Source organism: Bradyrhizobium zhanjiangense (assembly GCF_004114935.1).
GTDB classification, from domain to species: Bacteria; Pseudomonadota; Alphaproteobacteria; order Rhizobiales; family Xanthobacteraceae; genus Bradyrhizobium; species Bradyrhizobium zhanjiangense.
This window is the reverse complement of the sequence record NZ_CP022221.1, coordinates 1186647-1208259: the sequence shown is the minus strand read 5'-3', so window position 1 is coordinate 1208259 and position 21613 is coordinate 1186647. Positions and strand designations below refer to the sequence as shown.

At 65.4% G+C, this 21613-nt stretch carries 20 protein-coding genes and 1 pseudogene; 4 read left to right on the top strand and 17 right to left on the bottom strand.

Annotation, left to right across the window (positions count from 1 at the left end):
• Positions 1-4: 4 nt before the first annotated feature.
• Genes phnK through phnG form a run of 5 tightly spaced genes read right to left on the bottom strand, consistent with a single transcriptional unit; the run spans position 5 to position 3827 of the window.
• Positions 5-802: a phosphonate C-P lyase system protein PhnK gene (phnK, locus tag XH85_RS05660; protein ID WP_128937115.1), complete on the bottom strand. Its 798-nt coding sequence runs from the start codon at positions 800-802 to the stop codon at positions 5-7.
• A gap of 7 nt (positions 803-809) precedes the next feature.
• Complete coding sequence (locus XH85_RS05655; protein WP_128931094.1) at positions 810-1700, bottom strand: alpha-D-ribose 1-methylphosphonate 5-phosphate C-P-lyase PhnJ; 891 nt, start codon at positions 1698-1700, stop codon at positions 810-812.
• Positions 1697-2797: a carbon-phosphorus lyase complex subunit gene (locus tag XH85_RS05650; RefSeq protein WP_128931093.1), complete on the bottom strand. Its 1101-nt coding sequence runs from the start codon at positions 2795-2797 to the stop codon at positions 1697-1699. Before XH85_RS05650 ends, XH85_RS05655 begins: the two co-directional genes overlap by 4 nt.
• 3 nt (positions 2798-2800) lie before the next feature.
• Positions 2801-3409 (bottom strand): phosphonate C-P lyase system protein PhnH, encoded by a 609-nt coding sequence (gene phnH / locus XH85_RS05645; RefSeq protein ID WP_164940118.1) that lies wholly within the window; start codon positions 3407-3409, stop codon positions 2801-2803.
• A 4-nt stretch (positions 3410-3413) separates the two neighbouring features.
• Positions 3414-3827, bottom strand: coding sequence for a phosphonate C-P lyase system protein PhnG (gene phnG, locus XH85_RS05640; protein WP_164940125.1), 414 nt, complete (start codon positions 3825-3827; stop codon positions 3414-3416).
• A 157-nt stretch (positions 3828-3984) separates the two neighbouring features.
• Here phnG and phnF point away from each other — a divergent pair, with 157 nt between their 5' ends.
• Positions 3985-4713, top strand: coding sequence for a phosphonate metabolism transcriptional regulator PhnF (gene phnF / locus XH85_RS05635; RefSeq protein ID WP_128931091.1), 729 nt, complete (start codon positions 3985-3987; stop codon positions 4711-4713).
• Positions 4714-4845: 132 nt separating this feature from the next.
• Here phnF and phnE (XH85_RS05625) read toward each other — a convergent pair whose 3' ends face one another.
• The 4 genes from phnE (XH85_RS05625) to phnC form a co-directional block, all read right to left on the bottom strand.
• The gene (phnE, locus tag XH85_RS05625; RefSeq protein WP_128931090.1) at positions 4846-5694 is read right to left on the bottom strand and encodes a phosphonate ABC transporter, permease protein PhnE; all 849 of its coding nucleotides are present in this window, start codon (positions 5692-5694) and stop codon (positions 4846-4848) included.
• Positions 5691-6575 carry a phosphonate ABC transporter, permease protein PhnE gene (phnE, locus tag XH85_RS05620; protein ID WP_128931089.1) on the bottom strand — a complete coding sequence of 295 codons (885 nt, stop codon included), beginning with the start codon at positions 6573-6575 and terminating at the stop codon, positions 5691-5693. Before phnE (XH85_RS05620) ends, phnE (XH85_RS05625) begins: the two co-directional genes overlap by 4 nt.
• 92 nt (positions 6576-6667) lie before the next feature.
• Complete coding sequence (gene phnD, locus XH85_RS05615) at positions 6668-7603, bottom strand: phosphonate ABC transporter substrate-binding protein (RefSeq protein ID WP_128931088.1); 936 nt, start codon at positions 7601-7603, stop codon at positions 6668-6670.
• 60 nt (positions 7604-7663) lie between these two features.
• Positions 7664-8473: a phosphonate ABC transporter ATP-binding protein gene (gene phnC, locus XH85_RS05610; RefSeq protein ID WP_128931087.1), complete on the bottom strand. Its 810-nt coding sequence runs from the start codon at positions 8471-8473 to the stop codon at positions 7664-7666.
• 174 nt (positions 8474-8647) lie between these two features.
• Between phnC and XH85_RS05605 the strand changes: the two genes are divergently transcribed.
• The 3 genes from XH85_RS05605 to XH85_RS05595 are packed head-to-tail and all read left to right on the top strand — an operon-like array spanning position 8648 to position 11226.
• Positions 8648-9319 (top strand): transferase hexapeptide repeat family protein, encoded by a 672-nt coding sequence (locus tag XH85_RS05605; protein ID WP_128931086.1) that lies wholly within the window; start codon positions 8648-8650, stop codon positions 9317-9319.
• The gene (locus tag XH85_RS05600) at positions 9316-10509 is read left to right on the top strand and encodes an alpha-D-ribose 1-methylphosphonate 5-triphosphate diphosphatase (RefSeq protein ID WP_128931085.1); all 1194 of its coding nucleotides are present in this window, start codon (positions 9316-9318) and stop codon (positions 10507-10509) included. The genes XH85_RS05605 and XH85_RS05600 overlap by 4 nt, the downstream gene beginning before the upstream one ends.
• An 18-nt stretch (positions 10510-10527) precedes the next feature.
• Positions 10528-11226, top strand: coding sequence for a DUF1045 domain-containing protein (locus XH85_RS05595; protein ID WP_128931084.1), 699 nt, complete (start codon positions 10528-10530; stop codon positions 11224-11226).
• 202 nt (positions 11227-11428) lie between these two features.
• On the opposite strand, the gene XH85_RS05590 is transcribed toward XH85_RS05595, so the two are convergent.
• The 8 genes and pseudogenes from XH85_RS05590 to serA all read right to left on the bottom strand — a co-directional run bounded on the left by XH85_RS05590 (position 11429) and on the right by serA (position 21346).
• Positions 11429-12037, bottom strand: a complete 609-nt coding sequence (locus XH85_RS05590) for a hypothetical protein (protein WP_128937114.1) — start codon at positions 12035-12037, stop codon at positions 11429-11431.
• An 83-nt stretch (positions 12038-12120) separates the two neighbouring features.
• On the bottom strand, positions 12121-13521 hold the full coding sequence (locus XH85_RS05585) for a selenium-binding protein SBP56-related protein (protein WP_128931083.1): 1401 nt from the start codon (positions 13519-13521) through the stop codon (positions 12121-12123).
• Between the two features lie 271 nt (positions 13522-13792).
• A complete protein-coding gene (locus XH85_RS05580) occupies positions 13793-14734 on the bottom strand; it encodes a dihydrodipicolinate synthase family protein (protein WP_128931082.1) in 942 nt (313 codons plus the stop codon).
• Between the two features lie 139 nt (positions 14735-14873).
• Entirely contained in the window at positions 14874-16955 is a 2082-nt protein-coding gene (locus tag XH85_RS05575) for a methyl-accepting chemotaxis protein (RefSeq protein WP_164940120.1), read from the bottom strand.
• A 121-nt stretch (positions 16956-17076) separates the two neighbouring features.
• Positions 17077-17847, bottom strand: a complete 771-nt coding sequence (locus XH85_RS05570; RefSeq protein WP_128931080.1) for an enoyl-CoA hydratase — start codon at positions 17845-17847, stop codon at positions 17077-17079.
• Positions 17848-17860: 13 nt separating this feature from the next.
• Entirely contained in the window at positions 17861-18310 is a 450-nt protein-coding gene (locus tag XH85_RS05565) for a MarR family winged helix-turn-helix transcriptional regulator (protein WP_128931079.1), read from the bottom strand.
• 48 nt (positions 18311-18358) lie between these two features.
• Positions 18359-20020, bottom strand: a pseudogene (locus XH85_RS05560) (tannase/feruloyl esterase family alpha/beta hydrolase).
• Between the two features lie 81 nt (positions 20021-20101).
• Positions 20102-21346, bottom strand: coding sequence for a phosphoglycerate dehydrogenase (gene serA / locus XH85_RS05555; protein ID WP_128931078.1), 1245 nt, complete (start codon positions 21344-21346; stop codon positions 20102-20104).
• Positions 21347-21613 lie beyond the last annotated feature (267 nt).

The window sequence follows — 21613 nt, the reverse complement described above, 5'->3', positions numbered from 1 at the left end:
AAGCTCATGGCGGGAGAATCGAGGAGACGAGGAGTTGGGTATAGGGCTCACGGGGATCGTCGAGCACCTGGTCGGTGAGACCGGTCTCGATAACGCGGCCGCCCTTCATCACCATCACGCGGTGCGACAACAGCCGCGCCACCGCAAGATCGTGGGTCACGATGATGACGGCGAGGTGCAGCTCGGCGACCAGGCTGCGCAGGAGGTCGAGCAGGCGGGCCTGCACGGAGACGTCGAGGCCGCCGGTCGGCTCGTCCATGAACACCAGCCGCGGCCCGGTGACGAGGTTGCGCGCGATCTGGAGGCGCTGGCGCATGCCGCCGGAATAAGTGCGCGGCGCATCGTCGATGCGGGCGACGTCGATCTCGACCCGCGTCAGCCAGTCCGACGCGGTGTCGCGGATGCGGCCGTAATGATCCCACCCGACCGCCATCAGCCGCTCGCCGACATTGGCGCCGGCCGAGACCGCCATGCGCAGGCCCTGCGCGGGATCCTGGTGCACATAGCCCCAGTCGGTGCGGAACAGGAATCGCCGCTCGGCTTCGCCCAGCGTGGTGAGATCGCGAGTGACGCCGTCGCGCATCCGGTAGGAGACCTGGCCGGCGCTCGGCGCGAGCTGGCCCGACAGCATTTGCAGCAGCGTCGACTTGCCCGAGCCGGACTCGCCGACGATCGCCAGCACTTCGCCGGGGTAGAGCGCGAAGGAAACGTCGCGGCAGGCGGCGATGCGGCCGAAGGACTTGCTGAGCGACTCCGCAACCAGCAACGGCTGGTCGTTTTCGAGCGTATCGAGATCAGCCATGTCTTGGTCAACCATGTGAGCCCGCCTTCTCCTTGTACGGCGCGGCGCTCAGGCTGCCGTGATGGCCGGCGGCCTGCCGTCCCTCGCAATAATCGGTATCCGAGCAGACGAACATGCGTCCGCCCCTGTCGTCCGTGACGATCTCGTCGAGATAGGAATTTTCGGCGCCACACAGCGCGCAGGGCGCGTTGAAGCGGTAAGGCTCGAACGGGTGGTCCTCGAAATCGAGCGACACCACCTGCGTATAGGGCGGGATCGCATAGATGCGCTTCTCGCGGCCGGCGCCGAACAATTGCAGCGCCGGACAATTGTCCATCTTGGGATTGTCGAATTTCGGCGTCGGCGAGGGATCCATCACATAGCGCGCATTCACCTTCACCGGATAGGCGTAGGCGGTCGCAATATGGCCGAAGCGGGCGATGTCCTCATAGAGCTTCACATGCATCAGGCCGTATTCGGCGAGCGCATGCATGCGCCGCGTCTCGGTCTCGCGCGGCTCGAGGAAGCGCAGCGGCTCCGGGATTGGTACCTGATAGACCAGCACCTGGTTTTCATTCAGCGCCGTCTCCGGGATGCGGTGACGGGTCTGGATCACCGTCGCCTTATCCGTCGCCGTCGTCGTGGCGACGCCCGCGGTCTTGGCGAAGAACTTGCGGATCGAGATCGCGTTGGTGGTATCGTCGGAACCCTGATCGATCACCTTCAGCACGTCCTGAGGACCGAGGATCGCAGCCGTCACCTGCACGCCGCCGGTGCCCCAGCCATAGGGCATCGGCATTTCGCGGCTGGCGAACGGCACCTGATAGCCGGGGATCGCGATCGCCTTGAGGATCGCACGGCGGATCATCCGCTTGGTCTGCTCGTCGAGATAGGCGAAATTGTAGGCGGGCGCGTTCATTCCGCGGCCTCCTTCATGGGCTCAGCATTGGCCTCGGCAAATTCTTGGCGCAGCTTGCGGAGCAGGCCGAGCTCGGACTGGAAGTCGACATAGTGCGGCAGCTTGAGATGCTCGACGAAGCCGGTCGCCTGGACGTTGTCCGAATGCGACAGCACGAATTCTTCATCTTGCGCCGGGGCGAGCGCCTCCTCGCCAAGCTCGCGGGCACGCAGTGCGCGGTCGACCAGCGCCATCGACATGGTCTTGCGCTCGCTCTGACCGAAGGCGAGGCCATAGCCACGGGTGAAGCACGGCGCTTCCGTCGCCGATCCCTTGAACTGGTTGACCATCTGGCACTCCGTGAGCTCGATCGAGCCGAGCGGCACGGCGAAGCCGACGTCTTCAGCGAAGAATTCGACCTCGACCTCACCGAAGCGGATCTCGCCGGCGAAGGGATGGTTGCGGCCATAGCCGCGCTGGGTGGAATAGCCCATCGCCAGCAGAAAGCCTTCGTCACCACGCGCCAGATTTTGCAGGCGCAGGTCGCGGTCCGCCGGAAAATTCAAGGGCTCGCGGGTGAGATCGCCGACGCCGGCGCCGTCGTCGGCCTGCGGCGAGGATTCGATCAGTCCGTCACGGCCGAGAATATCCGTCACGCGCGGCGTCGCCGCGGTCGAGGCTTCGGCTATCGCCGGTGCTTCCGGTACAAAGCCTTCGGCGAGCGAGGGATCGAGCAGGCGGTGGGTATAGTCGAAGGTCGGCCCGAGGATCTGGCCGCCCGGAATGTCCTTGAAGGTCGAGGACACCCGTCGCTGCACGCGCATGGCGCCGGTGTCGACCGGCTCGCTCGCGCCGTAGCGCGGCAGCGTGGCACGGAAGGCGCGGACCAGGAAGATCGCCTCGATCAGATCGCCGCGCGCCTGCTTGATCGCGAGCGCCGCGAGCTCGCGGTCATAGAGCGAGCCTTCGCTCATGACGCGGTCGACGGCGAGGCCGAGCTGCTCCGAGATCTGGTCGAGCGTGACTTCCGGAACGCTTTGGTCGCCGCGCCGCGCATTGGCGAGCAGGCGATGAGCGTTCTCGATGGCGCGTTCGCCGCCTTTGACTGCGACATACATGCTTCAGCTTCCCTTGTTCGCAACGCGCGTGGTGCGCGGAATCGCGACCACGGCATCATCGGCGACCAGCACCACATCGAGGCCGCGCGGAAACAGCGGCTCGTTGAACCGCAGGCGCTCGAACAGGTCGAACGGCTTGATCGACGCCTGGAGCGTCGCGGCGCCGTCGATGCCGGGACCGCGCAGCTCGAAGCTGCGTCCCGCGCCCAGGCTATCGACCTGGAGGATCAATGTGGTCGAGCGATCCGGATATTCGCTGGTGCCGAGCGCGAAGCGCTCGAGCGGCGGAAGCAGTGCGCCGTCGCCGATCAGCGCAAAGCTCGCAATCGAGGTGTCCTGCACCACCGGCGCGCCGGTGTGGAACTTGAGCCACTTCACCCCGTCGGAATTTTGCGCCATGCACGCATCGAGCCAGAGTGGCGTGTCGTGATCGAACAGCGTCAGCGCGATCGCGGCGGTGCCGCGCATCATCGTATGGGGCGTTCCGGCTGTCGGCACGATACGCTGGACCGAGCCCGGCCGCGCCATCGCGTCCATCACCGAGCGGAAGGTCGATTGCGCCGACAACACCTTATCGGCGAACCCCGGCGGCAGTTCCGCAATCGTGGTCATGACCTCACCCCTCACCGCGCACCATGGTGTAGAAATCAACCTTCGTTGCGGCAGTCTTCGCCGCCACCTGCTGGCGCCTCGTCATAAGCTGCTCGCGCAACGGCGCGATAACGTCGCGCTCGACGGCTGCGCTGAAATCGCAGGACTGCACCAGCGCGTCGCACAGCGCGATCAGCCGCGCCTTCTCACCATCGCGGCCAAGGGTGTAGCCGAAGCCGACCTCGCCGCTGGCAAGCCGGACCGCCGCGCGCGACACCGTGGCTTCGCCGAGGTTGAACGGCGCACCGTCGCCGCCGACCCGGCCGCGCAGCATGACCAGACCGTTTTCGCCTTCGCGCAGATCCTGATGGGCCGGCAGGGCTAAGTTGCGGAGGCGAGCGGCGATCTCGCCCGCCTCCGCGTGCGCCAGCACGGCCATCGCGGCCTTGCGCTGGGCTTGCTGATTGTTGTGTTGGGTCACCGGTTCACCGATCTTGCCGATTCTAAGTTGTCTATGATACTAGACAACTTCATAGTGGAGCGCCATGACTGTTTCGTGACAAAGGCGTGATTTCTGGGCTAGGCTGACCGGCGATATGAGCATGCAAGACACTGCATCGTCGGGCGTCGCGCTGTGGCGCCTCGTCGCCGACGGCATCGAGCGCGGCATCGCCGACGGCCGCTTTGCCGCCGGCGACAAACTGCCGGGCGAGATGGAGATCGCCGAAACCTACCGCGTGAATCGCCACACCGTGCGGCGCGCGCTGGCCGCGCTTGCCGAGCGCGGCCTCGTGCGCGCCGAGCGCGGCAGCGGGACCTATGTCGAGGCGCAGAAGCTCGCCTATCCGCTGCGCTCGCGCACGCGCTTCTCCGAGATCGTCGGCGCCGGCGGCCGCGAGCCGCGTGGCCAACTGATCGAAGCTTCCGATGACGTCGCGACCCGGGAGCTGGCGCGCGAACTGGGTTTGAAGACCGGTGCGCCGCTGGTACGGATCGAGGCGATCCGCCTCGCCGACCGCACGCCGATCTGCGTCTCCACCACCTGGCTGTCGGCGGAATTGTTTCCGGGCGCAGGCGCCGTGTTCGCCACGACGCGCTCGATGACGAAGTTGCTCGAGCACTACGGCATTCGCGACTACCGCCGCGGCGCGACCCGGATCACCGCCGGCATCGTCGACGCGACCGACGCCGCCCGGCTCGATCTTGCGCTGGGACGTCCGATCCTGGTGGTCGATGCGACCGACCACGCTCTTGACGGCAAGCCGCTGGTGACGAAGCATTCGCGGTTCGCGGCGGAGCGGGTGGAGTTTCTGGTGGAGTCGTAGCAGCGGAGCTCTCTCCGCGAAACCGGAGCCGTAGGGTGGGCAAAGGCGCACTTGCGCCGTGCCCACCATCTTTCCAAGATTCGCGAGAAGCGGTGGGCACGCTTCGCTTTGCCCACCCTACGGCAGCGGTGATTAAGCGACAGCCCTTCGCCCGATAATCGCAAAGCGCAGCTTGCCCGAGATGAAATCGATCGCAGCAACCGCAATCAAAATCATCAGGATAAGGAACGACACCTTCTGCCATTCCAGCACGCGGATCTGCTCGGCGAGCTGGAGGCCGATGCCGCCGGCACCGACGATGCCGATGATGGTGGCCGAGCGCGTGTTGGATTCGATGAAGTAGAGCACCTGGCCGGCGATCACGGGCAACACCTGCGGCAGCAGCCCGAAGCGGATCTCGTGCAGCGCGCTGCCGCCGGAGGCGCGGATGCCTTCGACCTGCCTCTGGTCGGCGCCCTCGATCGCCTCCGAGAACAGTTTTCCAAAGGCGCCGAAATCCGACACGGCGATGGCAAGCACGCCGGCGAATGGGCCGAGCCCGACCACATTGATCCACACCAGCGCCCAGATCAGCGTGTCGACGCCGCGGATCGAATCGAGGAAGCGGCGAACCGGGAAGCGCAGGATGATTGACGGCACCACGTTGCGCGCGGCCAGCAGGCTGACCGGCAGCGCGAACAGGGCGGCGAGCGTCGTGCCCAGCAGCGCGATCGACAGCGTCTCGCCCAGCGCTTTCAGATAGACCGGCAGCGAGGAGCCGGGATCGGGCGGGATCATCATTAGGCTGATCCAGCCGAGCTGGCTGAGGCCGGCGAGGAACCGCGACGGCGCGAAGTCGAGATCGACCAGGCCGTAAGTGAGGATCGCAAACGCCGCGACGATCATCGCGGGCGTTGCAAGCCGCGCCGAGGCCGGCCGGTCGAACACATCGGGGTAGCGCGCGCGGATCTCTCGCGTGTCGACCTCGTGCGGCTTCGTCACGTCCGCGCCTCCTTGCCGAACAGGCGGCCGCGCAGCCAGCCGGTGGTGATGTCGATGATGAAGACCGTGACGATGATGGTGAGCAGGATGGCGCTGACGTCCGAGTAGTAGAACTTGCGGATGGCGACGACCAGCTCCTGGCCGATGCCGCCGGCGCCGACAAAACCCATCACAGAGGCTTCGCGGACGTTGATCTCGAAGCGCAGCAGCGCGTAGCTGGCATAGCCCGCGGTGACCTGCGGCACCACGGCGAAGCGCATGCAGGAGAGCCAGCTCGCGCCGGTCGAGCGGATTCCCTCGACCGGCTTCATGTCGGCATTCTCGACGATCTCTGAGAACAGCTTGCCGAGCGCGCCGGTGGAATGGATCGCGATCGCGAGCACGCCCGCCATCGGACCTAGGCCGAAGGCGATGACGAACACCAGCGCGAACACGATGCCGGGAACGGTGCGGGCGAATTCGAGCAGGCGACGCACGACAAAGCGCAGCCAGGGCGCGGGCGAGGTATTCTCCGCCGCGAAGAAATTCAGGGCAAAGGCGAAGGTCGCGCCGATCAGCGTGCCGACATAGGAGATCAGCAGCGTCTCGCCCAGCATCTTCAGCCATTTGCGCCAGCCCCACAGCCACTCGCCGACATCGGTCCAGACCCGCTGGCCGCTGTCGAGTGTGAGGATGCGGTCGAAATAGCTGATGAAGTTGCCGAAATAGGTGAACAGCGTGCGCAAATTTACTTCGGCGCCGATCGCGGCAAGAACCAGCGCTGCGCCAAAGATACCGGCTCCCAACAGGAGACGCCATCGCCTGCGCGCGACCGCCTGGCGATAGGCGGCGTTGAGCACGGCAAGCTGCTGCTCGGGGAGGATCGAAACCGCGACGGTCATCTTGTCAGGGAGAATGGCCTGTAAGAGAGAGTAGCCTGTAAAAAGAGAAAGAGCCGGGTCCGTCGACCCGGCTCGAGTAGCTCGTCCTGAGATCAGGACGCCTTCTTCTTACGCAGCGCATCGACGAACTTGATCAGCTCGATCGTGCCATCCCAGTCCTTGGTGGTGGCGGGATGAAAACCCTTCTTCTGGCCGTCGGAGAGACGGTCGAATGCCGCCTTGTCCTTGCTCGGCGCGTCGAAGAACGCCTTGGCGATGGCGGCCTTGGCATCTTCCGGGAGATCCGAGTTGTAGGCGTAGGGGCCGTTGATGATCGGCGCCGACTTGTGAATGATGCGGAAATCGTCCTTCTTCATCGCCGAACCATCGGCACTCTTCAGCATGCCCTTGGTCAGCATCTGCGCCAGCGTCGAATCGTCATCGCTGGTCCACTGGTTGGCGGCAACGTCGACCGTGCCCTGCGCCAGCGCCAGCATCGCGTTCTCGTGGCTGCCGGTGAAGACGACCTTGCTGAAATAGCTGTCGGCATCGTGGATGCCCATCTTGTCGAGCTCGAAGCGCGGCACATTGTTGCCGGAAGTCGAGTTCGGATCGACGAGGCCGAGATTCTTGCCCTTGAGGTCGTCGATCTTCTTGTAGGCGCTGCTCGCCTTGACGAAGAACACGGAGTAGTAGCCGGTCGAACCGTCGGCGTTGATGTCGTTGGCGAAGGCATCGGTCTTGACGCCGGTCAGGCGTGCGCGCGCGAACGAGGCCGAGCCGTAGCTCGCGATATGGATGTTGCCGGCGCGCTGGCCTTCGATGACGGCGGCATAGTCGTTGGCGATGCGCAGCGTGACCTTCACGCCCAATTCCTTGGAGAGATAGGTCATGAACGGCGCCCAGCGCTCGGTGACGCCGGAGGCGTTCTCCGCCGGCACGACCGCGAAGGTCAATTCGGGATATTTGGTTTTCCAGTCGTCCGCGGAGGCGGAGGTCGTGAACGCTAGCGCCGCGGCGCCGGCGAGGATTAATCTGCGAGTGATCATGTTACCCTCTTCATCGGTTGAGGTCGGTTGAGGCAAAGACTTGAACTAAATAGGCGAGGCTCAGGCCGCTGCGGCCGTCCCGAGCGCCGGAACGCCCTCGGGCGCCGGGAGAGGCAGGCCGCCCATGACGTCGGCGGCTTCGAGATCGTAGAGCTCGCGCGCCACGCGATCGGTCAGCGCGGACGGCGCGCCGTCGAACACCACGCGGCCCGCGGCCATGCCGATCAGGCGGTCGCAATAGCTGCGCGCCAGGTCGAGCGAATGCAGATTGCAAAGCACCGTAATGCCGAAATGCTTGTTGATGCGCAGCAGCGCATCCATCACAATCTTGGTGTTGCGCGGATCGAGCGAGGCGATCGGCTCGTCGGCGAGGATGATATCGGGCTGCTGCACCAGCGCGCGGGCGATCGCCACGCGCTGCTGCTGGCCGCCGGAGAGCTGGTCCGCGCGTTGGGCGGCGAGCGCGGCGATATCGAACTGCTCCAGCGCAGACATCGCCAGAGCCTTGTCCTGCTCGGGCCAGAGCTGCGACAGCGAGCGCCAGGCCGGCATCGTCGCGAGGCGGCCCATCAGGACGTTGGTGAGAACATCGAGCCGGCCGACCAGGTTGAACTGCTGGAAGATCATCGCCGAACGCGCCCGCCACTGCCGCAACTCCTTGCCGCGCAGCGCGGTGACGTCGACGCCGTCGAACAGGATGCGCCCCTCAGTCGGCGTCACCAGGCGGTTGATGGTCCGCAGCAGGGTCGACTTGCCGGCGCCGGACCGTCCGATCACACCGACGAAGCCGCCGGGGGAGACTTGAAACGAAGCGTCGTCCACCGCGGCTTTTGCGCCGAAGCGACACGTCAGACCTTCCACCACCAGCATGCAGCGCTCCAGATTAACTGGAGCCCACCGCTAACGCCGGCGCTTAACACTTGTGTGACATCCGCGTTGCGGTGCGGCGATCCAACACACGTCATCCCCTGTCATCGCCGCGTCATGACATTGTCATCAAGCCGCTCGAAGAGAAACGCCCCGCCCTCGCGCTTCGGATACGACATGGCCGCCAAAGCTCTTTCGATTCAGCCGACCATCGATCCCTCGGCCAAGCTGCACGAGGCCAGGCTCGGCGCCTACACCGAGGTCGGCGCGCGCACGATCCTGCATGAAGTGACGATGGGCGATTACTCCTATGTCGTCAACGACGCCCAGATCACCTACACGACCATCGGAAAATTCTGCTCGATCGCGGCGATGACACGGATCAATCCGGGCAATCATCCGATGCACCGCGCGACCCAGGCGCACTTCACCTATCGGTCGAGCGCCTACTTCGAAGGCGAGAGCGACGATGTCGAGTTCTTCGAGTGGCGGCGCCAGCATCACGTCCATATCGGTCACGACGTCTGGATCGGCCATGGCGCGATCGTGCTGCCGGGCCGCAACATCGGCACCGGCGCGGTGATCGCGGCCGGCGCGATCGTCACCAAGGACGTGCCGGTCTACACCATCGTCGCCGGCAACCCGGCCCGCATCGTGCGGCGACGGTTCTCGGAGGAGATCGCCGGACGGCTCGCCAAGCTCGCCTGGTGGGACTGGGATCACGACAAATTGCGTGAAGCGCTGCCCGATTTCCGCAGGCTCGGGATTGAAGATTTCCTCGCGACATACGAAGCACGGGCGAGCTCTTTCACCGGTTCTCCTGCCAGCAAACGAAGCGCGGTCGCGTGACAGACATTTTCCTTGAAGGCGGCCGGGCCCTGATCGGCGCCGAGCTCGTCGAAACCTCACTTCTCGTGTCCGGAACTGATATCGCGCAGGTCGATGCCTCTCGCGGCAGCGCGCGGCTGGCGATCGACGCCCGCAACCTGCTGGTGTTGCCCGGCATCGTCGATCTGCATGGCGATGCCTTCGAGCGCCAGATGATGCCGCGCGCCGGCGTCGATTTTCCGATCGACGTCGCGCTCGCCGACAGCGACCGCCAGGCGATCAGCAACGGCATTACCACGGTGTTCCACGCCACGACCTGCTCGTGGGAGCCGGGCCTGCGCAGCGCCGACAATGCGCGCGGCCTGATGGAGGCGATCGAGAGGCAGCGTCCGCAATTCGCCGCCGACACCCGCTTCCATCTGCGACACGAGACCTACAATCTCGATGCCGAGGCCGAGATCAGCCAGTGGCTCGCCGAAGGCCGCGTCGACCTGTTCGCCTTCAATGACCACATGGACGGCACCGTTGCCGACATGGCCAAGCCTCGCAAGCGCAACCGGATGGTGGAGCGCACCGGGCTATCGAGCGAGGAGTTTGACCGGCTAGTCGAACGTGTGGTGGCGCGCGCCGCCGACGTTCCAGCCTCCGTGTCGCGGCTCGCCGCTACGGCCCGCGCTGCCGGGGTGCGGATGCTCTCGCATGACGACGCGACGCCGGCGATGCGCCAGGAGTTTCGCGAGCTCGGTGCGATGATTGCCGAGTTTCCGATCAACGCGGAGACGGCGCGGGCGGCAGCAAGCCACGGCGATGCCATCGTCTATGGCGCGCCGAACGTCGTGCGCGGCGGCAGCCACACCGGCTGGACCAGGGCGTCGGACATGATCGCCAAGGGCCTCTGCTCGGTGCTGGCGTCGGACTATTACTATCCCGCACAGCTGCTGGCCGCATTCCGGCTCGCCGCCGACGGCCTGCTGCCGCTGGAGAAGGCCTGGGATTTGGTCTCTGCCGGGCCTGCCCGTGCAACCGGCCTCACCGATCGCGGCATCCTCGCGGAAGGACGCCGCGCCGACATTCTTTTGGTCGACGATAGCGTGCAGCTGCGGCCGCGGCTGATCGCCGTGATATCAGGCGGCAAGCTCGTGCATCTCACCGATGCGACGCGGCTGCTCACAGCGGCGGCGATGCCACGCGAGACTGTCGTTGCGGCATGAATTGGCTATGCTGAGGCAATGACAGGTTTTCTCCGCTACGCGATCTATTTTGCCGCCGGCGCCGACAGCGCCCTCTCCCGCTTTGGCGCCGAGCTGCTCGGCTACGATGCCTACACCAGCGACGAGGTGCCGTTTCCGCGCGAGGCACTGCATGTCGCGGCCGACTGGCGCGACGTCACCGCCGATCCCCGCAAATACGGCTTCCACGGCACGCTGAAGGCGCCGATGACGCTGGCGGCCGGCAGGACCGAGGCCGAGCTTGCGGCAGCCTGTGCGGCATTCGCCAGCAAGCCGCGGCCGATCCCGGCGATCCGACCGGTCGTCGATTCCATCAGCTGCTTCATTGCCGTCATTCCGGCTGAGCCCGTCCACACGCTCCAGCAGCTCGCCGCCGATTGCGCTCGCGAGTTCGACTCGTTCCGCGCCGCGATGACGGCGGAAGATCGCGCACGTCGCAGGCCTGAGAAGCTGAGCGAGCGGCAGCGCGACTATCTCGACCGCTGGGGTTACCCTTACGTCATGGAAGAATTCCGCTTCCACATGACGCTGACGGGACGGCTGGACGCCGAGCGCCGCGGGCCGATTCTGGAGATGCTGCGGAGGAGGTTTGCGACGTTGAAGCTTGATGCGCTGACGATAGATCGGATCGCGCTGTTCAAGCAGGATGATCCCAAGGCTCGCTTCCGCATCGTCGGCGAGTGGGCTTTGGCGCGATAAAGCTTGATGGGATGAGGCATTGATCGTTGCAACGAGCGAGGTGCACTCCCTCTGGAGAGGGTTGGGGAGAAGGTGTCTCCGCGATGGGGCAATCCCCAAGAGGAGAAAGCCCTCACCCGGCGCTTCGCGCCGACCTCTCCCGCAAGCGGGAGAGGTGAACCACCCGCGGCAATCGATTCAACCTAACGCCATTCCGCTTTTGTCACTGCCGGCTCGACAGATTGAAGGCGAGCGCCACGACGCCAACCACGATGAGGCTGGTCGCCCAGATCAGATCCAGATTGAACCAGTTTCGCGAGACAAACCTCAATCCGAGATAGCGGTAGACCAGCCACGCCAGACATCCGCCCGCGCCGATCATGGCGGCAACGTGCACCAGTGACACCAGCACCGCCATCCCAAGACTTGTCTTCACAAGACTTGCCTTCATTAGCGCGCCGGCGGCCTCATGGCCGGCATCGAGTTCGAAGGCCTGGCAGAGACCGAGATAGATCGGCACTAGCATCAAGGCGGCGCCGTGAGCAATGGCAACGGCAAATGACCAGAGCGCCAATTGCGTTGGCGGAATTCGGGCCAGCGCGCGCGGATGACGCCGCTCGATCAGCCGATAGACGCCAAAGCCGATGACGAGAAGGCTCGCACCGATCTGGATCGAACGCTGCCACTCGGCCAGCACGAGCAGCAGCGCGAATGGCAGCAGAACGAGAAGCGTTGCCAGGAGATGTCCGGCCGCCAGAGCCAACAATGCACGGAAGAGCGCGCGGGGGCTCTTGTCCAGGAGCCCGGCCGAAACGGCGAGCGGCCATCCCATCCCCGGATTGATCCCGTGATAGAGACCGCTCGCAACAAGCGCGAGCCAGAGCCAGCCAAGCGCCGGGCTCGCGTGTCCCCAATCTAGGCCGACGGGTAGCAAAAGGAGTCCGTCGAACAATCGCCGCCCTCCAGCCTGATCTGGTGCGCACGATATCCGTCGGGGAAGCTCACGAAGTAATCCTTGTCGAGCTCGAGGCCGCCGTCGCGACCGACATTGGCCATGACCTCCACGCCCGGAACTCCGTCGGGATAGAACTGGTCATCCCACGTGGAATAGAGCGAATTGGTCCAGTACACGCGCCTGCCGTCGCGGCTGATCTCGACCATCTGCGGACCGGCCGCGAATGCCTTGCCGTTCGGATGCGGCGTGCGGCGCGCGATGCCGCCGATGTGGACCGAGCCTGCATGCTTTGGCTTGCGCGGATCACTGACGTCGTACTGGCGCATTTCACCCGTTCCCCAGCACGAGACATAGAGAAAACGATCATCCATCGACAGGTCGATATCGGTCACCAGCGGCGGCACGGCGCCAAAGCCCTGCAGCAGCGGCGGGAGCTTCTCCTTTGGCGCAGGCTCGGGCGGGATCGTCGCCGTCTTCTCCACGTGGAATGTCCCGCCGTCTCGCCACCAGGTCCAGATCGATGCTTCGAGATTCGTGGTGTCGACCACGACGCCGACGAAGCCGTACTCGCGAACCGGATCATGCGCCGGTCGTACTTCCAGGGCCATCTGATGATTGGCGCCGAGGTCGATGGTCTGGACGTTGCGACGGGCGCGAAGATCCCAGAAGTGGAGACGATGGCCATATTTATTCGCAAGCAGATCTTCCGGGACGATCCCGTTCTCGAACTGCGGCGGCAACGCCCATTCACTCGTCACCATGTAGTCGCGCGGCAGGTTCCACCAGAAATCATAGTGCAGCGTCTGCGGACCACGGTCGATCTCCCATCGTCCAAGGACCTCGAACGTCTCGCAATCCATGATGAAAACGCCTGGAGGACCGTTGGTGCCGTCTTTGCCGCCACCGCCCAGCGTGCTCACATAGATGCCGTCCGGCCCGCAATGGATGGTATGCGGCCGCGAGTAACCGGTCTTCTTGAAGACTTCCTCGGGCTCGATGATCTTGTGGATCTTGGCTTTGGTCGGATCCGGCTTGGTGTCGATGATGTAGATCCGCGACGAGCGCAGTCCGGGGATGACGAGATAGCGCCGCTCGATGAAGGCATGTCCGGTGAGTGGCGACAAGGCGGAGGAGCAGGCATTCCAGCCGAAGTGATGAAACTCATCGCCCTTGTTGGGCATCGTCACGGTATGGACGATTTGGCTGTAGGTCGGCGATCCCGGCTTGACGTCGATGACCGCGAGAGCATCGGGTTTTGAGAAATCTGGACTGAGCAGCAACGTGTAGGCAAAGTTCTCTGCTGGTGCTTCCATCGCAAGCTTGGGCGATGCGTGAAAGGTGGGATCCGGCCTCATCGTCATGGCACTGCCTCCCTGTTTCGTTGGCTCGCTCCAACCTGGCCCGGGATAACGACATAATGAAGAGGTGTTACGCGATGTCTCGGGGTTGCTCCGCAGGGCCCTGGTTGGCGCGCGTATAATATGTCATCGCCGGGCTGCGGGAAACGGGCGGAATCGCGTTAATTCGACGCCATCCGGCGAGATGGGCAGCCCCCGTCATTGCGAGCGAAGCGAAGCAATCCAGGCTGCCTCCGCGGATACATTTGCAATGACGAGGGCCAAGAGAGTGCCCCTACTTCCCCCACCGCAGCGCCAGCGCATCGCGCTCCTTGGCCAGCTCCAGCAGCCCCGCGCGCGTCGCCGGATGCAGCGGTTGGAGCGGATGGCGCACGGTGTCCGACTTGATCACCCCGCCGGCCTGCATCATCACCTTGCAGGCGATCAGGCCGCATTGGCGGTTTTCGTAATTGATCAGCGGCAGCCAGCGCTCATAGGCGGCTTTCGCCTCTTCGCGCTTGCCGGCGAAATAGGGATCGATGATCTGGCGGATGCCGTCGGGATAGCCGCCGCCGGTCATCGCGCCAGTGGCGCCGGCATCGAGGTCGGCCAGCAGCGTGATCGCCTCCTCGCCGTCCCAGGGGCCCTCGATGTCCTTGCCGCCCGCCTCGATCAGGCTGCGCAGCTTGGCAGCGGCGAAGGGCACCTCGATCTTGAAATAGCGGATGTTGGCGAGCTCGCGTGCCAGCCGCGCGAGCAGATCGACGGAGAGCGGCGTGCCGGCCACCGGCGCATCCTGGATCATGATGGGAATGTTGATCGCGTCCGAGAGCAGCTTGAAGAATTCGACGATGCCTTTCTCGGGCACGCGGAAGGTCGCGCCGTGATAGGGCGGCATCACCATCACCATGGCAGCGCCGGCCGCCTCGGCCTGCCGGCTGCGCGCGGCGCAGACGGCCGAGCTGAAATGCGTGGTGGTGACGATCACGGGAACCCGGCCCGCCACATGTTCCAGCACCGTATGCATCACCGTTTCGCGCTCGGCATCGGTGAGCACGAACTGCTCGGAGAAATTGGCGAGGATGCAGAGGCCGTTCGAGCCGGCATCGATCATGAAATCGATGCAGCGACGCTGGCCCTCGAGGTCGAGCTCGCCGCGCTCGTCGAAGATGGTGGGCGCGACCGGGAACACGCCGCGATAGGGGCGCTGGACCTTGTGTTGTGGCGTGACCGGCATCGAACTCTCCATCCCTGATGTCTCTTACGTCTGTCTCAAGCGCTCGCGGAGCGAGGCGGCACAGATGTAGCCGCCGCGCGGACCGGCGGCAATGCCCGCGCGCCGTTGGATGGAAGAACTGAGAGGGACTACGAGGCGACTACGCGGTCTTTACGGCGCCCAAGAAGCCCTCGACCGCGACGCGGAGACGATCGGCGTCGGCCGACATCTTCTTGACGGAATCCGACAACACCGTGCCGGCGTTGCCGGTCTCCTGGTTCAGCCTGGCGACGCTGCCGATGGTATCGGTGACTTCGCGGGTGCCTTGTGCGGCCTGCTGGAAGTTGCGCGAGATCTCGGTGGTCGCCGCGCGCTGCTGCTCGACGGCGGCGGCAATCGCCGTCATCTTCTCGTCGATGCCGCTGATGGCGCCGCCGATTGAACGGATGGCAGCCACGGCCTGGCCGGTGGCGCCCTGGATTTCCTCGACCTGGCGCGAGATCTCTTCGGTCGCGGTTGCGGTCTGCGCCGCAAGGCTCTTGACCTCGCCGGCGACCACGGCAAAGCCGCGGCCGGCCTCGCCGGCACGCGCCGCTTCGATGGTGGCGTTCAAGGCCAAGAGGTTGGTCTGGCCGGCAATGGCGTTGATCATCTTCACGACCTCGCTGATGCGGCTTGCGGTCTGGTCGAGGATCTCCACCGTCGCATTGGTCTGCTCGGCCTGCGCTACGGCCTCGCGGGCCTCGCGGGCGCTGGACTGCACCTGCGCGGAGATCTCGCCGACGGATGCGGAGAGTTCCTCGGTCGCGGCCGCGATGGTCTCGAGATTGTTGGTGGCCTGCTCGGCCGCGGAGGAGACCGCCGCGGTCTGGCTGCCCGATTCCGAAACCAGCGAGCGCACGTCAGCCGCAGTGGCATCGAGCTCCTTCGTCGACGCTACGACGCTCTGGATGACCGCCTGCACCGTATCGTCGAAGCTGCGGCAGGCTGCATCGACGGTGCCGGAGCGGGCGAGCTGGAGCGCCTGCTGCGATTCGCGTTCCTGGCCCAGGCGTTCGGCGGTCGCCGCGCTTTCGCGCAGACTTTCGAGCGCGGCGGCCATGGTGCCGAACTCGTCGGGATACCGGGATTGCGGCACCGGAGTCGCATAGTCGCGCGCGCTGATGCGGGCGATGGCATCGAGAATGGCGCGCACCGGGCGCATGAGGCGATTGCGCACGACGAACACGCCGGCCAGGGTCACGGCCAGCGCCAGCAGGAAGGCGAGCGACTGCACGATCAGATTGGTGAGGGCTTTCTGCTGAACCGTCTCCGCGCGTGCGATCGACTGGTCGAGGGCCTTGTTGGCGATCGCGACAATGGACGCGAACGGCGACTGGCACAGCGCGTTCCATTCCGCGGCGGGCATCGCAGGACGGCCGCTGCCGTCGAAGCCTTTGGTCAGCTCGCCGATCCGCTTGAGGACACCGTCGGTCTTGGCCCGCGCCTCCTTGGCCGCGTTGGCGAGATCCGCGGTCACATCAGGCGCAGCCAGCAACTCGTCCATGCCGGTCCAGCCGGCGGTGACGATGCCGTTCCAGCCGGCGACGGTCTGCCTCTGGGTCTCGTCCAGCGGCTTGGAGCTGTTGACGTTCGGGCGCAGGGTCGAGCACTGGATGCCGTAGCGGTCGCGCACCTGCCAGGCGAGGCGGCGGGCCTGGATCATGCGGGCGATGAAAGGATCGTTCATCCAGGCGCGGTTCGACACCGCGGTGGACGCGAGATTGGCGGTCTCGATCACCCTGGTGACGGCATCGTACCAGGCGGCGGTGCGCTCCACCTTACGCTCGCCGCGCGGCTGCTTGGCCTCGTCGTAGAACAGCTGGAATTTCGGCGCGGCCTCGCTCCAACGCTGCTTCAACGTGCTCGCAAGCTCGTCCCGGCGGGCGAATTCGACGGTGGAGAGCGCGGCCATGATGGCGTCAAAGCCGGCCTGCTCTGCCTTCTCGGCGGCGCCGAGCTTGGCGCGCGGATCGTCCTCGCCGAGCAGCGCGCTCTGAGCATCGCCGCGATTGTTGCGCAAGGACAGCACGCCATGGAAGATCGCCTTGTCGGCGTTCGCGAGCCGTTCGGTTTCCAAACTGTCGCTGTAGCGGCCGAAGGCGCCGAACATCTGGATCGCCGTGCTGGTCAGCGCACCAACCGCCAGCAGCGCCATCAACACCAGGAGAAGCGTGCTTACCGATTTCTTAAACATTGCCATGGGTCGGGGCCTACTCGTCACGAATAGGCCACCTTGCATCGCGACATGCCAAGGTTTGGTTAAAACTTTAATCAAGCACCTGCGGTTGTGCCTGCGGCGCCTCCCCAGCAGCCACGCTCTCTCACCCAACCTTAGTGAAATCAGGCGGACGGCGCTCCGCAAAGGCGGTGAATGCCTCGCGCGCTTCGGCGGTGCGCAGGCGCTGCGCGAATTGCTCGCCCTCCGCGTTCATCTGCGCGACCAGCGCCTCGCCATTGCGCATCAGCTTCTTGGTGGCGATGAGCGCGCCGGCCGGCTGACGGGCCAGACGCTGGGCGAGTGCGAGGGCCTCGGTATCGAGCCGGTCGAGCGGCACCACGCGGTTGGCGAGGCCCCATTCCAGCGCGGCCTGCGCCGGAATGGTTTCGCCGAGCGCAAACATCTCGTAGGCGCGGGCATAGCCGATGCGCGCCGGCATCAACAGGCTGGAGGCGGCTTCCGGCACCAGCGCCAGGCTGACGAAGGGCGTCGACAATTGCGCATTGTCGGCGAGCACGACGAGATCGCAATGCAACAGCATCGTGGTGCCGACACCGACGGCGCGGCCCTGCACGGCCGCAACCAGCGGCCGGGTGCATCGCGCCAGCGACTGGATGAAGCGCACGACGTTGCGGCTGCCTTCCGATTTGCCCGCAGCGACCGCCGCGAATTCGCCGACGTCGTTGCCGGCGGTGAACATGTCACCCTCGCCGCGGATCAGGATCACGCGGGCCGACGGATTGAACTCGGCGGATTCGATGCTGTCGGCGAGCTTGCCGTACATCGCGTCCGTGAGCGCGTTCTTCTTGTCGGGGCGCGCCAATGTCAGCGTGAGAATTCCGCCATTGCTCTCGATCCGGACGTGCTCGGTCATTCGTCTGCTCCTACTATTCGTCTGAACTTCTTGGAAACTTGTCCTGGATGCTCGTCAGCCAGCGCGCGACGATGTCGATCTCCGCACTGGTGAATCCCTCCGTCAGCGCCGCATTGATCTCCGCGGCGCCTGCTTTCGCCTGCGCCAGCGCGGTGCGCCCCTTCGGCGTCAGCCAGATCCGCCAGGCGCGTCCGTCCTCGCGGTCGGCCCGCCGCTCGATCAGTTTGGCGGCCGCGGTGCGGTCGACGAGGCCGGAAATGCCAGCCGGGCCAAGATCGAGCGCCGCGCCCGCCTCGCCCATCAGGACGCCGTCTTGTCGGCCGAGGATGAAGAGCAGCCCGGCCTGCGCCGGCGTCACCTCGCTCTCGGGCCGAGCCGCCATCCAGCGCTGCAACCGGCGTTGCGCGACGCTCAGGAGGTAGATCAGCCGATGGTGGCTCGCACCGGCCCCTTTATTTCGCATGCGAAATATATAGCTGAGCGCGAGGCGGTTGTCAAACGAGCGGTTTCGCTACGGCGCGCAGGTAAAGCTCGACGCCTCCGTCAATGGGCCGCTCTTGTAGTGCGGCCAGGCTGGCCAGCGGCACAGCGGCAGCGCGCGGGTCACCGCAAACGACGGCGCCTCGACCTTCTGCTCGGTGACTTCGAGATCGCCGGGCGCCTTGCCGTTCTCGACCCAGTCGACCAGCGCGCTCAGCACGTCGACATTAGCCGGCGCGCCGGAGCCGACATGGTCGACACCGGGGGCGGTGTAGAGCCGCGCAAACTCGGCCGTCTCGGCCTTGCCGAGCTTGCGCTCGACGCTCTCGAAATAGCGGATGCCGGCATAAGGGCTCTGCGCATAATCGGCCATGTGCTCGAGCATGATCAGCCGGCCGCCGCGCATCCGGAAGCGGCTGAGATCGGGATCGGTCGAATCCATCAGCTTGGAGACTTCGAGCAGCCGTGCCTTGTGCTCCTCCAGCTTGTAGGTGGTGACGTCGAGCTTGGGATCGCGCGCGAACACATATTGAATGCCGCCGGCACCGTAAATCCAGGCGATGCCGTTGTTGGGCGCAGGCGGCTGCGCGGGCGGCGCGGTGCCGAGCCACCAGGCCACCCAGCCGCCGGTCGGGCCGATTGCCGGCGTGTCCTCGCCGGAGATGCCCCAACCCGGATAGTCGTCGAGACCGTTGGCGAGCGCGAACGGGAATTTGTAGGTGCCGTGCAGCGTGTTCACGGCCTTGGTCTGCGCCTCGGTGAGGCACTGATCGCCGCTCTGGCCCGCCGCGCAGCGCAGCGTCTCGACCTTGAACGCCGCCTTGCAGGCGACCGGATCCTGCACCAGCGCATCGTCGGAGCCATCGGCCTTGTCGCAGGCCGCGCGCACCGCGTGACCCACGAGCTTGACCTGTGCCGGATTGATCCAGCCCTCGCCCATGGTCGCGAGACCAGAGCGGGTGCCGGCATGCTGCAAGCCGACCCAGTTGATGACGGGCACGCGGGCGAAGATACCGTCGAAATCGTCGGGGTAGCGCTGGGCCATGGTGAGGCCTTCGCGGCCACCCTCGGACGAGCCCATGAAATACATCTTGTCCGGCTTCCTGCCGTAGGCGCGCTGCATCAGCGCGACGGCTGCATCGCGCACCTTCTTCTAGGCGCGATGAGCGAAATTCTCGAACGCTTCGTCGTTGAGCGCAAACAGCTGCGGTGGCTCGCCCTGCTTGGTCTCGTGGCCGGAATCGGTGCCATAGGTGACGAAGCCGCGCGCGAGCGGCGACGGCTTGTCGAACGGATAAGCCGGCGGCAGCGCAAGTCCCGTGATCAGCACGCCATTAAAACCGCCGCCGCCATATTGCAGCGAGCGCCCGTTCCATTCGACGGGAAGATTGACCTGGAATTTGATCGGCGGCGCCTTGGGATCGGTGGGATCGATATGGCCGAGCACCTTGCAGAAGCGCGGATTGGCCGGCGTGATGCGGCCCGACGGCGTCGGCCCGCGCTCGGCGACCGCGAGCTGCGACGGCGCCTGCAGGGTCGCGGAATCAATCTTCACGGCGTCAGTGCCGCCGACGAGCGCCGTGCAGACGGCATCTGCATCTTCCGCCAGCGTCGCCGCCGACACGCTGCCCGCAGTCAACGCAGCCGCGGTCCCTACGAGCAAAACACAGAGCTTCGCACGCATTTGCGCCATCGTTCCCCCCGATTTCTGTTCTCGTTCGATCCGTCAGGAAGCCGCATTGAAGGCGACCTCCGGCCGGCCGTCAATGACGCGCTAGTGTTCGAACACCAGTCGCGCGCCGACCGTGCCATCGAGGGCGCGGATCTGCTGGAGCAGCGCGGCTGAATCCTGACCGCCGAGGTCGGCATCGAGCACGACATAGCCGAGGTCGCCGGCGGTCTCCAGATATTGCGCGGCGATGTTGATGTCGCGCTGGAGGAAGACTTCGTTGAGCCGGCGCAGCATGCCGGGCACGTTGCGATGGACGTGGCTGAAGCGCGCGCCGGAGGGGCGTAAGTGCAGCTGCACCTCCGGAAAGTTCACCGCGCCCATGGTCGATCCCGTAATGAAATAGTCGATCAGCTTGCGCGCGACTTCGCCGCCGATGCGCTCCTGCGCCTCCTCGGTCGAGCCGCCGATATGCGGCGTGAGGATGACGTTCTCGAGGCCCTGCACCGGACTCTTGAACCGGTCCGCGTTCGAGGAGGGCTCGACCGGAAACACGTCGACGGCCGCGCCGGCGAGATGACCATCGCGCAAGGCGCGCGCGAGCGCATCGAGATCGACCACGGTGCCGCGGCTGTTGTTGATCAGGAACGAGCCTGATTTCATCGCCCGCAGTTCCTTCTCGCCGATCATGCCCGCAGTCTCCGGCGTCTCCGGCACGTGCAGGCTGACGATGTCGCTCTGCGCCAGCAGCTCTTCCAGTTTCTCGACCGGCTCGGTGTTGCCGTGGCGGAGCTTGTCGGTGCGGTCGAAATAGATCACACGCATGCCCATGGCTTCGGCGAGCGTCGAAAGCTGCGAGCCGATATTGCCGTAGCCGACGATGCCGAGCGTGCGGCCGCGCACCTCGCGGCTGCCGGTCGCCGACTTGTCCCAGCCGCCCCCATGCGCCGACACCGAGCGCGGAAAGATCCGCCGCAGCAGCATCACGATCTCGCCGATCACGAGCTCGGCAACGCTGCGCGTGTTGGAGAACGGTGCGTTGAAGACGGGAATGCCGCGCTTACGCGCCGCGGTGAGATCGACCTGGTTGGTTCCGACGCTGAAGCAGCCGACCGCGAGGAGCTGGTCGGCGGCGCCAAGCACCTCGTCGGTGATCTGGGTGCGCGAGCGGATGCCGAGCAGCGTCACGCCCTTGAGCGCCCGCCGCAGATCTTCGCCGTCCAGCGCCTTGGTCAGGCGCTCGACATTGGTAAAGCCCGCGCTTTTGAACAGGTCGACAGCGCTATCATTGACGCCTTCGAGCAGCAGCGCCTTCGCATTCCGCTCGGGGCTTTGGCCGGGGGCTGGCATGGTGTCTCCGTAAGTAGCAGCTTTGCCGCAGCTCATAGACCGCGGACGGTGCGCGGCACAATAGGAATTGGATACGGGGAGAAGATGGCGGCGGCCGGTAAGCAGGGAGGCACCGCTCTCAGCTTCAAAGTTGTCCTGGAGAAAGCCAGGACCCATTATCCCAGGCGCCTGGTGTCCGGCAATCTGGGGCAACGAGATCCCCAGACAACACGGGGCGGTGGTAATGGGTCCTGGATCAGCGCTCGCTATCGGACAACGCTACGCGTT